We start from the raw sequence: 15,979 nt of genomic DNA, 5'->3' as shown, positions 1-15,979 counted from the left end.
AGTACAATTTTATCATTATTTTAGTCTTAGGTAAATAAAATAACCTGATTAACTATATTTACCACATCAACTCAACTGTAGTATACTATTTATAGTAAAATAGAAGGTTATTTTTGTAGTTTGTAGAATAAAATAATATATATTTACTTTTTACTTTGAAAGGGGACTTACATATGTCAGTTAAGAAGGCTGTAATACCTGCAGCAGGACTAGGCACAAGATTTTTGCCTGCTACAAAGGCTCAACCCAAGGAAATGCTTCCAATAGTTGATAAACCAACTATCCAGTTTATAATTGAAGAGGCAGTAGCTTCAGGAATAGAGGAGATTTTGATAATCACAGGAAGAAATAAACGTGCAATAGAGGATCATTTTGATAAATCTATTGAGTTAGAATATCAGCTTCAACAAAGTAATAAAACTGAATTGTTAGAAATGGTTCAAGGTATTTCTAACATGGTAGATATCCACTACATTAGACAAAAGGAGCCTAGAGGCTTAGGTCATGCTATTAGCTGTGCAAAAGCTTTTGTAGGCAATGAACCCTTCGCTGTTATGCTTGGAGATGATGTGGTCGACAGCACTGTACCATGTCTTAAGCAGCTAATGAATTGCTTTGATGAATATAAAACAAGTATTTTAGGAGTTCAAGAAGTTCCAAATGAAGAGGTTTGCAAGTATGGAATAGTTGAAGGACTTCATATTGAAGATAGAGTATATAAAGTTAAAAACCTAGTTGAAAAGCCAGCAGTTGAAGAAGCTCCATCAAATGTGGCCATACTTGGTAGGTATATTATAACACCAGAAATATTTAATATATTAGAAAATACCACTCCTGGAAAAGGCGGAGAAATTCAACTTACAGATGCTCTTAAGACATTAATTCAAAGAGAAGCCATGTATGCTTATAAGTTTGACGGAAGAAGATATGATGTAGGTGATAAGCTAGGCTTTTTAGAAGCTACTGTTGAATTTGCCCTAAAGAAAACAGAGTTAAAGGAATCTTTTCTAAAATATCTTAATAAATTATTGACTTTACAAAAATAGATTCACATATTTCAACTTTCTCCCTAGGTATAATATTTTGAAAGTTTATCCATAATGTAAGATAACAAAATAGTTATTGTACTTTGGGAGGATTAAAATTAATAATGCGATACGTTTTTGTATTTATTTTTATTTTCTTTGCAGTAATTGTTATTATAACAACCCTAGCTCTATGTAAAGCTGCTGGTAAAGATAATAAGTAAGATAGCCCAAGTCAGCCCATGTGGATAATTAAAATTATTCCGCATAGACTGACCCTTTATTTTTTTATCTATGTCTATTTAATGCTTCTTCTCTAGGCACTGGTTTACTGAAATAAAATCCTTGAACCTTATCACAAGAGAATTCTTTAAGATACTCATTTTGCTTGTTTGTTTCAACTCCTTCAGCAACAATGCTGTACCCCATTTTGTGGCCTATCATTATGATATTTTCTACTAAAGATTTCCCTTCTTTATCCTCAAGATCATCTATAAAGCTTTTATCAATCTTTAACATATCAATAGGAAGCTGCTTTAAATAACTTAAAGAAGAATAGCCTTTTCCAAAATCGTCTAGAGCAACTTTAATCCCTTCAGCTCTAAGCCTATTCAATTTTTCACATATACTTTCGTAATATTCAATACATATTGATTCAGTAATTTCAATAACTAAATATTGAGGATTAAGTTCAACTTCTTCAAGTATATTTAGGACACTTTGAACAAAATCCTGTTGGATTAACTGCAATACTGAAACATTAACAGAAATACAACAATCCTTATTTCCTTGATTATGAATCTCTTTAATAAAATTGCACGCTGTCTCTAGTACCCATGTACCAATTTCAATGATCATGTGATTTTCCTCAGCAATTTTAATAAATCTTAAAGGAGAGACAAAGCCAAGTTCAGGACTATTCCATCTGATTAATGCTTCAAATCCAACTGTTCTTTCTAAATTTATATCCACTTGCGGCTGATAATACAATTCAAACTCATCATTTTCTATTGCATTCCTTAAATGTTTTTCAATTTTTACTCTTTCAATCAATTCCTTGTCCATAATTTCATCAAAGAAAGTATATCTATTTTTACCACTTCCTTTAGCTGAATACATAGCTAAATCCGCTTTCTTAAGGAGCTCATCCATAGAAATTCCATTTTTAGGCCAAACTGCTATACCAATGCTAATTGTCATTTGAATAATACTTTCTTTAATATCAAAGGGTTGATTTATAAGATTCATAATCCCTTTAGCAAAATTCTCAATTTCATCACAATTACTTATATTTTTTATGCAAAATATAAAAGAATCTCCACCTACTCTGATCAAACATTTATCTTCATCAACTAATGTTTTTAATCGTTCTGATATGGCTACAATAAAGCTGTCACCAAAGGCATGCCCCATCGTATCATTTAAATATTTAAAATTATCTACATCAATATGAAATAGCGCCCTAAGTTCATTAATACCATTTTTGATAACAAAATCATTTTTAATTTTGTTGTACATATATTCTCGGTTTGGCAGCTTTGTTAGATAATCTGTATAGGCAAGATTTTCAAGTTTCTCTTGGTATCTCTTTATCTCTGTAATATCTTTATGAGAACCCACTAATCTATAAGGTTTACCCTCTCTATCAAACAAGGTTTTTCCTACAGATTGAATCCAAATATACTCTCCATTTACAGCTCTAATTCTATACTCAATTTTGAAAAGCTCCGTTTTATTTTTCCAATGATTTAATATAGTGTCGTTTACCTTTTGAACATCATCAAGGTGTATTAAATCTCTCCATACCAAAGGATTTCTTTCTTCTTCCTCATCATATCCTAAAAATTCATACCACCTATCTGAAAAATAACTTTTATTATCTATTATATCCCAATCCCAAATAGCATCATAAGAGGCCTCTGTAATTAATTGATAGAATTCCTTACTCTTTCTTAAGTTAGCCTCACTTAGTGAAAGTTCTTCATACTTTTCCCGCAGTTCCTCTTCAAGTGAAGAAATTTCCTCAAAGGACGCTTCTAAATCTTTATAGCTAGTTTCTAGCTTTTCCTCATTTTCAATTCTTTCAGTAATATCGATTCCCATAAATACAATTTCATAATCTTTGTTCAATCTAATAACGTTTATCTTAAAAAGAAATTTGTGTCTAATTTCACCAACAATAAAGGATAAATTTTGCTCACTTTTTATAGTATCTTTTCTTTCTACCTTTTGTAAAACATCTTCAATTAAGCTTAAAAATTCACTGATATTAATAATATCTTCATAAAGCTTTCCAATGAAGTCGACATATTTTATTCCCATGATTGTTTCCGCGTACTTATTCAATTTAATGATTTTTCTGCCTTTATTTATGGCAAAAATAAAAATATTTGCCTCATTTAATATAGTATTAGAAAATTCCTGTTCTTTTCCAATTTTCTTTCTCAAATGCTTTATATATTTACCAATAATAAAATAACCTATTAATATTATTATACTAATTAACAGAAACATAAATATTACTTTTCTTTGTTGCCTGTCTCTGTAAATATCCGAATGAGTAAAAAAGTACTTTTGATATACTTCCTCATAAACCCCTGACTTAATTAATAGCTTTAAGCGATTGTTAATATAATCAACCAATGGCTCGTTGCTTTTTGAGATTGCATAAGCTAACTTTGTAGGAAATAATTCTTGCTGCTGATGAATTATATCATCCTTCAAACCTTTTTCTATAATAAGATAATTAATAACATCCTGGTTTTCAAATAACACATCTATTTTTCCACTTTGCAGTGCATCAAGTGCTGAACTTGGGCTTTCATAGGTCGTATAATTATAAATTCCTAATGAATTTCTCAGTAATTCTTCTGAATACTGTTTATCTCCCACACCTATCGTAAAATTTTCCATATTATCTATATTAATCTTTTGAAAATTATTTCTTGTATAAATAGCACAATATAGAGTAATTATAGGATCAGAAAAAAGCACTTCCTTTTTTCTTTCGTCATTTACGGCAAGCATTCCACATGTATCTATTTGTCCATTTTTCAATCTTTCGTAAACTAAATCAAACTTATCATTAGAATATTCTAATGAATAATCATCGTTTCTAAAAATTAAATTTGTAAGACTTATATCGAAGCCTGTATATTGCCCCTTATTAATATATTTATATGGAGGATAATCAATTTCGCCTTGATATTTAACTACTTGCCTTTCTGCTATAGCTTTTTCTGGGAAAATACCTATAATAATTATAATAAATAGAAGTATCTTACTTGCCTTTTTCCATACTTTACGCCCCATGTAAGCACCTCCCATTTCATAGTTTTGTAACTATCTTTGCCCCTTCAAGATAGCATGCAAAACATATAATAATTATATATATTTTAACATATTTTTTGTATTTTCGTGTAGAACATTCTAAATTTTCTTACTTTTATATAGTTTTTACTTTTTTTATTAATTTTTTAATTAAAATCATTCCAAATAATCCTCCAGAAGTATCTATCGTAACATCTCTAAATCTACCTTCTCTGCCTGGAACAAAAATCTGGTGAAATTCATCACTACAAGCATATAAAAAGGTTATTATAAGGGCAAAAAATAAAGCCTTTCCTTTTGTGATTTTATTACCATCAATATTATGGTTTCTAAGAGCATTAAATAAAAGCATATATAATATAAAATACTCTGTGAAATGAGCTATTTTTCTTACAATAAAATTTGAAAGCTTTCCAAATGCACTATTTAAATCTATCCCCAAGTTATTTAGTATTTTAATAACTAATCCACTTTTCTCATCTGATACTGCGGCAGGATCACTTGAAAATGCAAATATTACTAGCATCCAAATTAGAACCAATATCCAATTTAAATATTTATGTATATTTTTCATTTAAACTCCTTTCTAATCTTTCAGAGTTAAGGCCCCTAGATTCTGTACCAGGGGCCTTAACTTTGTTATTTCTTACTATTTTATCTTACTTTTAACTCGTTTTGCTCTAGCAACATCAACATAATTGTAGACTTTGCTTATAAAGCTAGCTTTTTCTTCTGGAGACAAGGTTTCATAAATTCCCATAACACGGTTCACATTTGGCCAATAATTATAGGAGGGATTGGAATCTAGGGTTGCAATAGTACTATTCATAATAGAAATTATTTGACTTTCCTTTGAAGTTAACTCCTTGCTACTTGAAGATGATTTATTATTTGAACCACTTACATTCTTTTCTCCACTTGATGTATTTTTATTACTATTAACCTGTAATTCTTCTTTCTCCTTTGCATCTATTGCTTTTATTGCCTTATCTGCTTTATCAATGATTTTTTTAGTATTGTCATTAACCTTAGCTATAAGATTTCCATCTATTATTTGAAGAATTTCAATCTTACTTGAAAAAAGTTTTTTATTTAATACTAGGCTGTTCTCTTCAATCTCTATCTTATTTCTAAAGGACTCTTTAATAAAACTAAAAACTTTACTTTTTGGAACAGAGATACTTCCTGCTTTAAAATACTCAGGATAAAAAACCATATTTCCTTCATTAATTTGGAGTTTTCCTTCTGTAGAAAGCACTAAAGGCAAAAATTTATACTTCACAGGTATCAATAAATTTATTTTATCTTCTTCTATATGTACATTTAAACCCTTGATAGTAAGATTGCCTTTTTTTATTCCTTGATTAAAATAACTAGCTCCTATCGAATTTATTTTTTCCTCATCTATTTTGATTGTATCATCTCCACTTGAAGCTTTTAAAAGCAAGTCTACTAAAGTTCCAAAAGATTCACTAGTACTATATTCCTTGTACCCATTTTTATTAAATAAGCCAGCCAAGAAAATAGATATAATTATAATTATAGAAATTAAAACTATTATAATATTTTTTCTTTTATTCCATATATTCATCAATTTCATCACCTTTTTTATTATAGACTATGTTTTAATAGAATTATTTTCTATATTATTCGAAATCAACAATTTCTTAAAACATAGCCTTATTATATCAAAAGCTTTAGTGTCAATACAAATTTTATTGTTTGACGCTATTTTCATGTATTAATTCTTGTTTAACGAGAAAAATATTATTGCAATAATAATTAATTATAATAAGGAGACTTTTGTTATGGCAAAAAAAGGTATGAAACGCCCTGATGAGGATGAATTTCAACAAAAACCTAAAAGGAAAAAGCCTAAAAAGGATGATCCAAGACAGGTTCCAGAAGTTAAATAAAAAATAACCAGTAGTTTATGAGCTACTGGTTATTTTTAAAATTTTTAACTTTCCTACATGCTTATACTTCCATATGCTTCTTCAGCATGTTCAGAAACATCTAATCCAACTTGTTCTTCTTCTTCACTAACTCTTATCTTTATAAATAAACTCATAACTTTTAAGATAATAAATGTTACAATTGCTGCAAATGCTACTGTAGCTATTATTGCAATTAATTGAACTCCTAGCAAATGAACATTTCCATAAATTAGACCATCAGCACCAGCTGAATTTACAGCTTTTGAAGCAAATATTCCGGTTGCAATTCCTCCCCAAATTCCTCCAACTCCGTGACATCCGAAAGCATCTAGGGCATCATCATATCCAAATTTTGACTTCATCACTGTTACTGAAAAGAAACATATACTTCCGCCGATAAGACCTATTAAAATTGATGATATCGGAGTTACAAAGCCTGCACCTGGAGTAATTGATACTAGTCCAGCTACGGCACCACTGGCAACACCTAAAGAAGTAACTTTCTTTCTTGCAAGCAATTCACATAAGCTCCAGCCTATAGCTCCTGCTGCTGCTGAAGTATTAGTTGTAATGAAAGCATTTAAAGCTATATCATTTACTGCTAATGCACTTCCAGCATTAAATCCAAACCATCCAAACCATAACAATCCAGCACCTAATACAGTAATTGGTAAATTATGCGGAACTATTGCTCCTAATTTTTTTCTCTTTCCAAGAAATAAAGCAATTACAAGTCCCGAAATACCAGAACTAATGTGAACAACATTTCCTCCTGCAAAGTCTAAAGCTCCAAGATTTCTTAACCAACCACCAACGCCCCATACCCAATGAGCAACTGGATCATATACAAAAGTTGTCCAAAGTAAAATAAAGATTGCATATGCTATAAACTTCATTCTTTCTGCTAATGCCCCTGAAATTAATGCAGGTGTTATAATTGCGAACATAAGTTGAAATAACATAAATACTTGATGTGGAATATTTGCTGCATAATCTGCATTTGGCTCAAATGTAACTCCACTTAAACCTAAAAATTGAAAATTTCCTAAAAGTCCTTTTATATCTGTTCCAAAACATAATGTATACCCAATTAATATCCATTGAATTGAAATTATTGCCATAGCTCCATAACTATGCATAGTAGTACTTAAAATATTTTTCTTTCTAACCATTCCTCCGTAGAATAATGCCAAGCCTGGTGTCATGATGAAAACTAAAGCAGTTGAAAAAATCATAAATATAGTATCTGCTCCATTAATGCCATTCATTAGTAATCCCCCCGTTTTAAATTTTAAAATTAATACTCACACATCGTTTAATTTTAAATATTATTAATAATCTGTACTTAATTTTATCATATTAATAATATTTGTCAATGTTTATTGTGTATCTATTAATTTTTTACCTTGTTTTGCCATATATTTGGTAAATTGTTATTAATCGAATTCTCCACATTATTACATATTTCAACTATTATTTACATATTTATCGAGCTGTTGTATAATTAATTACTAAGGAGTGATTAAATGAAAAACAAGCGATTCAGTAATCCATTAAGACTTATAATTTTCTTATTACCTGTTTTGGTTTTTATTATTGCTTTAGGTTCTAATATGGATACCAATTTAAATAGTAATAGCAATTTAACAACAGGTATTAATCAAACAGAAAATAAGGATGTTATTGATAAAAATAATTTAAAAATAACTGACGTTTCAGCAAATAATACTGAAGAAGATGGAGCTAAAGTCACTGGAAATCTAAAAGTACATTTTATTAACGTTGGACAAGCTGATTCCATACTTATTCAGCAAGGGGAGCACAACATGCTAATTGATGCTGGTAATAACTCTGATAGTGATTTAGTTTTAAATTACCTTAAAAATCAAGGAGTAAACAAGTTAGATTACGTAATTGGAACACACCCGCACGAGGATCACATTGGTGGACTTGATGTAGTTGTTAAAAATTTTAGTATAGACAAGATTTTTTTGTCTAAAGTTACTTCAAATACTGCAACTTTTAAGGACGTTATAGCTTCAATAAAGGATAAAAAACTGAATATTACTACCCCTAAGGTTGATACAAGCTATAATTTAGGTACAGCAACTTGGACAATCCTTGCACCAAATTCTGCAACCTACGATGAAATAAATAATTATTCTATAGTAATTCGTTTAAAGTACGGAAACAATAGTTTTATGTTTACAGGAGATGCTGAAAGTATTAGCGAAGGTGAAATTCTAGAGAAGCAACTAGATCTTAAATCTGATGTATTGAAAATAGGCCACCACGGCAGTAGCAGCTCTACATCAAATTCATTTTTAAATAAGGTTAGTCCAAAGTATGCAATAATTTCTGTTGGAAAGAATAATGATTATGGTCATCCTCATAAACCAACAATGGAAAGACTTAAATCTAAAGGAATTACAGTATATAGGACAGATGAATGCGGTACCATCATAGCTACAAGCGATGGAATTACAATAAGTTTCAATACAAAACCTGGAAGTTATTCATACAGTAGTAGTGCTAGCCAAACTTCAATTACTAATAATTCTTCATCAGCTACTAATAGCAGCGGCTCTTCATCTGGAACTATTTCTAGTTCAAAAGTTACAGTTAGTAAACCTTCAACAGAAAGCATCAGAACAGTTTACTATGTTCCAAAGGGCAAGTCATATCATTTTAATAAAAATTGCAGAACACTATCAAGAAGTAAAACTATTTTATCTGGAGCTTTAAGTGATGTAATTAATCTAGGGTACTCTGACCCATGTGATGTATGCGTAAATTAGGAGGTAAAATAATGAAAGTAATAATTGATAGATTTGAAGGTTCATACGCAGTTTGTGAAAAAGACAATAAACAAATGATAAATATTCCTATAGCTTCCATACCTCCAGAAGCGAGAGAAGGGACTATCCTTATTATCAAGGATGGCAAAATTACTATAGATTTCGAAGAAACAAATAGAAGAAAAGCAGAGATAGAAGAACTTACTAAGGATTTATGGCAATAAATTAAAGTCATAGCTTGCATTATAAGCATCTATGACTTTTCTCTTTTCTCCGGTGCCAGGCACCTTAACCTTTCTTTTTATACTCTTTTATATTTAAGGAATCCATCCACTATATTTAATTCTATTGCACCTGTTTCATTTAAATATTCTACATAGGATCTTAACATTTTCTCTACAACATTATACCTATGTATGGTTTTTACTCGAATATTAAAACTTTTCATAACAGCCTTCATAATGTCTTCCATTGTCATATACCCATCTATTAAGCTGTATACCATTGAAGCTCTTTCTTTATAAAAATTTATATTATCAGTTATGAGTTTAGTAATGTCATTATACATACCTTTGTGTGCTACAACGTATTTACTGCATTTTAAATCATATAGTTTCTTTTTACATTCTAAATCCTCTTTTAATATATAAGCATAGGGAATTTTTACTCCCTTCATAACTTCATCACTTATTAGGGAATCTCCAAGATAAGCAACGTCGTCAGGAGTGATAATACATATGTGAGCAGGGCTATGTCCCGGTGTATGAATGATTTTAAATTTAATACCACACAAATATATTTTATCTTGATTATCAGGAATCATTATATCCGTTTCACAAACCATATGCCCAAAATGCTCTTCAACATCTGATAAGGTTTGACTGCTATAATAAACCTTAAGATTAACTACAGAACTGCAGACCAAAGCCTCATAGGCTGGCATGGCTATTACGCAATTATATTTATTCTTGAAATATGCATTGTTTCCTACATGGTCTATATGTGCATGGCTGCATAATATGCCGGACACTCTAAAATTATTTTTTTCTAAAAGTTCATCTAGTCCCTCTCTTTCCCCTTCAGCCCAACCTGAATCAAGAAGGATAATTTCCTCATCATTAATTTTATAAAAAGGTATGTATGTCATTCCTGTATCAATATAAAATGTATTTCCTCTTACAGGCTTTATCTCCATATAATCACCTCCAAAACTTCATGTCATTTTACTTAAGCTCTATAACTTACTAAAGGCTTTTCTCCTTTCTCCGGTGACAGGCACCTTACTATTTAAATCCATCTCTATGATTCTTGTGCCAATTCCATGCAGTCTCAATTATTGTTTCTAAAGAGTTATATTTAGGCTCCCAACCAAGAATATTTTTAGCTTTATCACTTGAAGCTACTAATATAGCTGGATCACCAGCTCTTCTTTTTGCAATTTCAGCTTTAATTTCGCAACCTGTGACCTTTCTTGCAACTTCGATTACTTCTTTTACTGAAAAGCCTTTTCCGTTTCCTAGATTATATATGCTGCTTTCTGCACCATTTTTTAATTCTTCTAAAGCCAGTATATGGGCACTAGCTAAATCTGTTACATGAATATAATCTCTAATGCATGTACCATCTTCAGTATCATAATCATCTCCGAAAATCATAATTTTATCTCTTTTACCTAATGCTACTTGAAGAATTAGTGGAATTAAATGAGTTTCTGGAGAATGATCCTCTCCAATCTTACCACTAATATGAGCACCAGCAGCATTAAAATACCTTAATACTGCGTATTTTATACCATATGCCTTCTCACACCATTTTAATATTTTTTCCACTGCAAGCTTAGATTCTCCATAAGGATTTGTTGGAATTGTCTTATCTTCTTCTAAAATTGGAATACCTTCTGGTTCTCCATAGGTTGCTGCAGTTGAAGAAAATACAATATAATTAACCTTATGTCTTCTCATTGCCTCTAGTAGATTCATTGTAGAGCAAATATTATTTTCAAAATACTTCAATGGCTCCTCGGTACTTTCTCCTACCAAAGAGTATGCTGCAAAATCAATTACTGAATCTATGTTGTTTTCAGTAAAAATCTTATCTAAAACTTCACTGTCTCTTAAATCTCCTTTATAAAACTTTCCCCCTAGAACTGCTTCTCTATGGCCTTTTTCAAGGTTATCTAAAATTATTACATCCTTATGATTCTCTATAAGCTCAGCTACTGTATGACTTCCAATGTAGCCCGCCCCCCCACAAACTAATATTGACATTTACTATCCCCCTTGTATCAACAAATAAAACACCTATCTACTATTATAGCATATGTGTCCATTTTTGTTATAATAACCATGAAGATTCTTTGAAGGTGGCTTAAATTAAAGGTACCAGGCACCAGAGAAAAGAGATTTATTAATTCTCCATTCTCCGGTGCCTGGCACCATCTCACCATCTTAAAATTCTATTTTCACTGACTTTTCATTACTTTTAAAGTAAGTATCTGTAGCTTTGATTTGGAAGTATATGGTGTATCCATTCCAATCAGAAATATCAAGCAAGTCATTGTTACCCAGAGTGTAATCTTTAACAACTACATCCCCATTCATAACTTTATAGGATACATAATCTGGAACAATTTGTTGTGTTGTCTTATTTACAGTATCTATGGTAAAATTCTGAACTTCCGGTCTTTGTGGAACCATTACTTCATAAATTTCACTTGAGAAATCAGCATTTGTTGCCCTTAATCTAATATAAATATTAGAACCTGAAGTAACCGGTAAAGGTCCACCATTCGCATTTTTTATAGTTCCAGTAAAAGTCACATCTCCTGAATATTCATATCTGCTATCAACATAAGCATCTGAATCTGCTAGAACAGTCTCATTTTCAAAATCTACTCTAAAGTTACCAGATATTCTTGGTCTAGATGGAACAGTAAGCTTTGTTGTAAGACTTGGGAAAGAATTATATCCTGCCTTGTATCTGAAATATACGTCTTTACCCGGAATAAGTACTAAGGTTTTACCTTCTCCTACAGTTTTGCCAGTTATAAAATCTTTATCATAGGAATACTCAATATTTGAAGATACTGGCTGCATTGTTTTTTCTTCTGAATAATTTATGGTGAACACAGGACCTGCGTTTACAGCAGCTGGTACATATAATTCACTTGATTCTCCTACAAAGTTATTTTGTGAGGCTTTTACTCTGAAATACAAAGTTTTAGGACTAATTCCTGGATATAACAGTAACTTAGTTCCTTGCCCGGCAGTAGTACTTGCAAAAGTATCTGTTTCTGAGATTTCTACAGTACTTGGGACCACTTGATTTGTGGTAGCATTGTTATAATCTATGGTGTAAGCTGGTGCCTTCGGTCTTGCTGGTATTTTTATTACTTGTGTTTGGCTTTCAAATTGACCATCTGCTATTGCCGATTTTTTAAAGTAAATATTTTTACCTAAATAATCAGACATATTGATATCAATTCCATTTCCTTTTATAAAAGTTCCAGTTTCTCCAATTTTATATTCATCTACTACAGATTTAATATTTTCATTTATAAAATCTATTGCATAAGTTGGTGCACTAGGTAATGCTGGTATCTGCAATTCTTGTACTACTCCTGAAAAAGAATTGGAAGTTGCTTTAACTCTAAAATACAATTTCTTATCCCTTGTATCTGGATTTAAATTAACATAGGAAACACCATTTCCAGCAACCTTTCCCTTTGTAAACTTAATATCTTGGGCATATTCATCAGTAACTTCTAGTATTTCCTTAGTTGATTTGTTTTCATAGTCGATTGAATATGAGGTTGCAGCTGGCCTTGCGTCTATTACTAAAATTAATGCCTCACCTGGAAATAAGCTTGATGTACCCTTAAATCTAAAGAAAAGAGTCTTAGTGGTATTACCTGGATCTAAAACCAGTTTTCTTCCATTTCCACTGAATACTTCTCCTTTAAATTGTGAATCATAGCTGTATTCTACAGTTGTAGGTACTACTTGATTTGTAGTTTCATTAATATAATCAATAGTATAGGAAGGAACTCCTGGCACTTGTCCATTTACAGTTAATTTTAAAGTCTCTCCTTTAAAGTTTTTCTCCGTAGCCTTGACTCTAAAGTAATAATCTGTATTTTCTTCTAATGCTACTTCTTGACCTTCTCCAATATTATAGCCACTAATAAAGCTCTCATCTTTTGCATATTCTGTTGTAGTAAGAATTTTTTGTGTAGTAGTTCCAGTTAGATAATTTGCAGTAATTACTAGCTTAATTGGTCTTTTAGGTACTTTTAATTCAAAGCTCTTACTTGGCATAGCACCGGTTGTTGCTTTATATCTAAAGTAAATTGAAGCTCCTGTATCTGCATAAATGCTTAAGTCTAGCTTTGCTCCACTGCCAGAAACCGTTGTTGAAAAAGTTTTACTAGTTGAATATTCTATAGTACTTGGAATTACTTCAACAGTTTTCTCATTTAAATAATCTATTGTAAATTTAGGAGCAGCTGCTTCTTTAGATATTTCTATTAATCTGTAATTGTTAGGGGCTCCCTTTTCTCTAATACAAATAACTTTTCCAGGCACTAATGTTGAGACAATAGTTTCTGTATCTGTGCATGCTTCAAAGGTTCCTAAGAGTCCATTAGTTGAATTAAAGCTATACTCCATATTAGCAGTGGTTCCTAGAAGTTTGTTATTTAAAAAATCTATAGATACATTATCTAATACTAACATTTGTTTAATTTTAATCTTTTCTTTTAAGACAGTTTGAAATAAACTTTGATTTTCAATTAATTGCTGTAGTGTATATGGTTTACCCCCATTAGATTTATCTACAATCTTAAAAGCTTCCTTTGGAATTTGGAGTTTAGACTTAAACACTTCAGCTTGCAGCACATTATCGCTGCTATCATAAGCTGTAAAGGTTAAGTCATAATCATAATCAACGTCACTTTTATCAATAAGAAATCCAGCATTAAAAACAGTCTTGCCGCTCTTAATTATCTTATTTGCATCGCTTTGCTTAGTAATAAGTCCCCCATTTGCTTCTAGTTTAACATTAAGTCTACTAACACTTTCATTTTTATTAACATCAATACTTATTACTCCAGCTTGTCCTGATATTTTGTTACTGGTAATACTTATATCAGTTATGTATTTTCCCTCTATATAAATATTAATATTTTGTGGGGAGGTAACTTGTAGTAGTTCCTCAAGGGTTGTCCCTAAATCCTCAAAGTACTGCCAATCTTCAGCTGCAGAAGCATTTCTAATATTTATCCCTAGTAAAAATACTAAGCTAAAAATAAATATTATTAACTTATTATTTATAATAAATTTTTTATTTATCATTTTCCATCCCCTTATTTATTTATAGTATAATCCGTTTCATCTATAAGGTTATTATCGGAATCATAAGTCTTAATTTTTAGCTTATCTCCAATCTTTTTACCAATAATATTTGAGTTATATTCATTATTTCCTTTATATTTTGCTTCCTCATTATCAACATAGACTTTGTACACTTTTGATGAGGTTTTAATATTAACAGCTGTAAATAATGAATTCACTGAGGTTATTACTTCATTAATTGAATCCTTCTTACTCTTTAGATCAATTTTAAACTCATAAAAAACAGGAATATTTAATTGTTTTCCCTCTTCATTTTCAATCTTATCCTCAATAAATAACTTGTAACTTTTTAAGTCTTCATAGGGTTTACTAGGAGATATCTTAATGGTTTTGCTATCATTTAGTGCTGAGGAAGTTGTTTCTAGCTTATTGCCATTTTCATCCTCAATAAAAATATTATAATTATTAATAGTGCTATCCTTAATTTTATGGCTAAAGCTTATAAGCCAAGATTTATTTACATCACTAATAACCAAAGGTTGTCCCCACGATTTAAATTTTAATGTATCTGTTTTGCTGAAGGCTTCTTTAGAATTAGATAGTACAAAAATGCATACTATAAGCACTATTTTAGCCAACTTATAATTTTTCTTAAACACTAACTTACACACTCCCTATAATCAGAAATATTCCCTATAAGTATTTTCGCAAATTTCCGTCTATAATTTATTATATTATACCAAATTACTTATTCTTTGGCACTAAAAATTTAGCAATAAAGCGATATGGGGGCAGCCCCCTGGAAACTATGCCCAGGGGCTGCCCCCGTCAGTTATACTTTATTTAATATTATTGATGTGAATTCTTTTAAATCATCTATGTGATTTTCAATGATTTCTTCCACTACCTTAAGGTTAATTGCTTGATAATTGTGAACTACTATATTTCTAAATCCAACCATATTACGTCATTCCCCATAAACGCTCCCCCTCTGTCTAATTCCTTCTAATATTTCGGCTCTCTCTTCATTTAATAAAGCGTAGTCTTTAAAGGCATACATTTCAAAATACATTCTTCTAGTATCATCATTGCAATATATAACTTTACCTTTACCAACAACTTGTGCCTTAAAAACTGTTGAGGCATTTTCCAAATTTATCAAATCCACTTCTTTCTTTAATATGTCGGCTAATTCTTGAGCTGTAATAAATAATTCATATTCACTATATTTTTTGTCAGAGATAAATGCAATATCTATATCACTATCTTCCCTAAAAACCCCATCTACACTTGAGCCAAAGATATATATTATAAAGGGTTCTATCTTTTTTTGTTATTTTTTCTATATATGAATTATCTATGTTCATAGAAATACGCACCTCGTACTTTTTTAAATATTTATATATTTATATCTTGAGTAAACAAGAGCGTCACCGCCCAAGCTCCTCTACAAAACCGTACGTGCCCTATTAAGGCATACGGCTTTTCACATCATATTTCAATCATATATAGAATAAGCTAACGCTTATTGTCGGTTC

General features: G+C 30.7%; 13 protein-coding genes. 3 read left to right on the top strand and 10 right to left on the bottom strand.

Annotated elements, in window-relative coordinates:
- The first annotated feature begins 173 nt into the window (after positions 1-173).
- Positions 174-1,046 carry a UTP--glucose-1-phosphate uridylyltransferase GalU gene (gene galU / locus CLHOM_RS10695; protein WP_052221691.1) on the top strand — a complete coding sequence of 291 codons (873 nt, stop codon included), beginning with the start codon at positions 174-176 and terminating at the stop codon, positions 1,044-1,046.
- Positions 1,047-1,313: 267 nt separating this feature from the next.
- On the opposite strand, the gene CLHOM_RS10690 is transcribed toward galU, so the two are convergent.
- From CLHOM_RS10690 to CLHOM_RS10675, 4 genes are all read right to left on the bottom strand, one after another.
- Entirely contained in the window at positions 1,314-4,337 is a 3,024-nt protein-coding gene (locus CLHOM_RS10690; RefSeq protein WP_052221690.1) for an EAL domain-containing protein, read from the bottom strand.
- Between the two features lie 133 nt (positions 4,338-4,470).
- The gene (locus tag CLHOM_RS10685; protein WP_052221689.1) at positions 4,471-4,929 is read right to left on the bottom strand and encodes a VanZ family protein; all 459 of its coding nucleotides are present in this window, start codon (positions 4,927-4,929) and stop codon (positions 4,471-4,473) included.
- Between the two features lie 75 nt (positions 4,930-5,004).
- Positions 5,005-5,946, bottom strand: coding sequence for a hypothetical protein (locus CLHOM_RS10680; RefSeq protein WP_052221688.1), 942 nt, complete (start codon positions 5,944-5,946; stop codon positions 5,005-5,007).
- 378 nt (positions 5,947-6,324) lie between these two features.
- On the bottom strand, positions 6,325-7,560 hold the full coding sequence (locus CLHOM_RS10675) for an ammonium transporter (RefSeq protein WP_052221687.1): 1,236 nt from the start codon (positions 7,558-7,560) through the stop codon (positions 6,325-6,327).
- A 258-nt stretch (positions 7,561-7,818) separates the two neighbouring features.
- On the opposite strand from CLHOM_RS10675, the gene CLHOM_RS10670 reads away from it, so the two are divergent.
- Positions 7,819-9,090 carry a ComEC/Rec2 family competence protein gene (locus CLHOM_RS10670; RefSeq protein WP_052221686.1) on the top strand — a complete coding sequence of 424 codons (1,272 nt, stop codon included), beginning with the start codon at positions 7,819-7,821 and terminating at the stop codon, positions 9,088-9,090.
- Positions 9,091-9,101: 11 nt separating this feature from the next.
- Positions 9,102-9,314: a DUF3006 domain-containing protein gene (locus CLHOM_RS10665; protein WP_052221685.1), complete on the top strand. Its 213-nt coding sequence runs from the start codon at positions 9,102-9,104 to the stop codon at positions 9,312-9,314.
- A 77-nt stretch (positions 9,315-9,391) separates the two neighbouring features.
- On the opposite strand, the gene CLHOM_RS10660 is transcribed toward CLHOM_RS10665, so the two are convergent.
- The 6 genes from CLHOM_RS10660 to mntA all read right to left on the bottom strand — a co-directional run bounded on the left by CLHOM_RS10660 (position 9,392) and on the right by mntA (position 15,765).
- Positions 9,392-10,285 carry an MBL fold metallo-hydrolase gene (locus CLHOM_RS10660; protein WP_052221684.1) on the bottom strand — a complete coding sequence of 298 codons (894 nt, stop codon included), beginning with the start codon at positions 10,283-10,285 and terminating at the stop codon, positions 9,392-9,394.
- An 88-nt stretch (positions 10,286-10,373) separates the two neighbouring features.
- On the bottom strand, positions 10,374-11,357 hold the full coding sequence (gene galE, locus CLHOM_RS10655; protein ID WP_052221683.1) for a UDP-glucose 4-epimerase GalE: 984 nt from the start codon (positions 11,355-11,357) through the stop codon (positions 10,374-10,376).
- A 180-nt stretch (positions 11,358-11,537) separates the two neighbouring features.
- Positions 11,538-14,441 (bottom strand): hypothetical protein, encoded by a 2,904-nt coding sequence (locus CLHOM_RS10650; protein WP_052221682.1) that lies wholly within the window; start codon positions 14,439-14,441, stop codon positions 11,538-11,540.
- An 11-nt stretch (positions 14,442-14,452) separates the two neighbouring features.
- The gene (locus tag CLHOM_RS10645) at positions 14,453-15,100 is read right to left on the bottom strand and encodes an Ig-like domain-containing protein (protein WP_052221681.1); all 648 of its coding nucleotides are present in this window, start codon (positions 15,098-15,100) and stop codon (positions 14,453-14,455) included.
- Between the two features lie 173 nt (positions 15,101-15,273).
- On the bottom strand, positions 15,274-15,402 hold the full coding sequence (locus CLHOM_RS17920) for a HepT-like ribonuclease domain-containing protein (RefSeq protein ID WP_082204403.1): 129 nt from the start codon (positions 15,400-15,402) through the stop codon (positions 15,274-15,276).
- A gap of 6 nt (positions 15,403-15,408) precedes the next feature.
- A complete protein-coding gene (mntA, locus tag CLHOM_RS10640) occupies positions 15,409-15,765 on the bottom strand; it encodes a type VII toxin-antitoxin system MntA family adenylyltransferase antitoxin (RefSeq protein ID WP_052221680.1) in 357 nt (118 codons plus the stop codon).
- Positions 15,766-15,979 lie beyond the last annotated feature (214 nt).

The sequence above is a fragment of the Clostridium homopropionicum DSM 5847 genome (genome assembly GCF_001263795.1).
Classification (GTDB): Bacteria; Bacillota; Clostridia; order Clostridiales; family Clostridiaceae; genus Clostridium_H; species Clostridium_H homopropionicum.
Note: the sequence above shows the minus strand (reverse complement) of the source record. Positions and strands in the feature narration are given on the sequence as shown.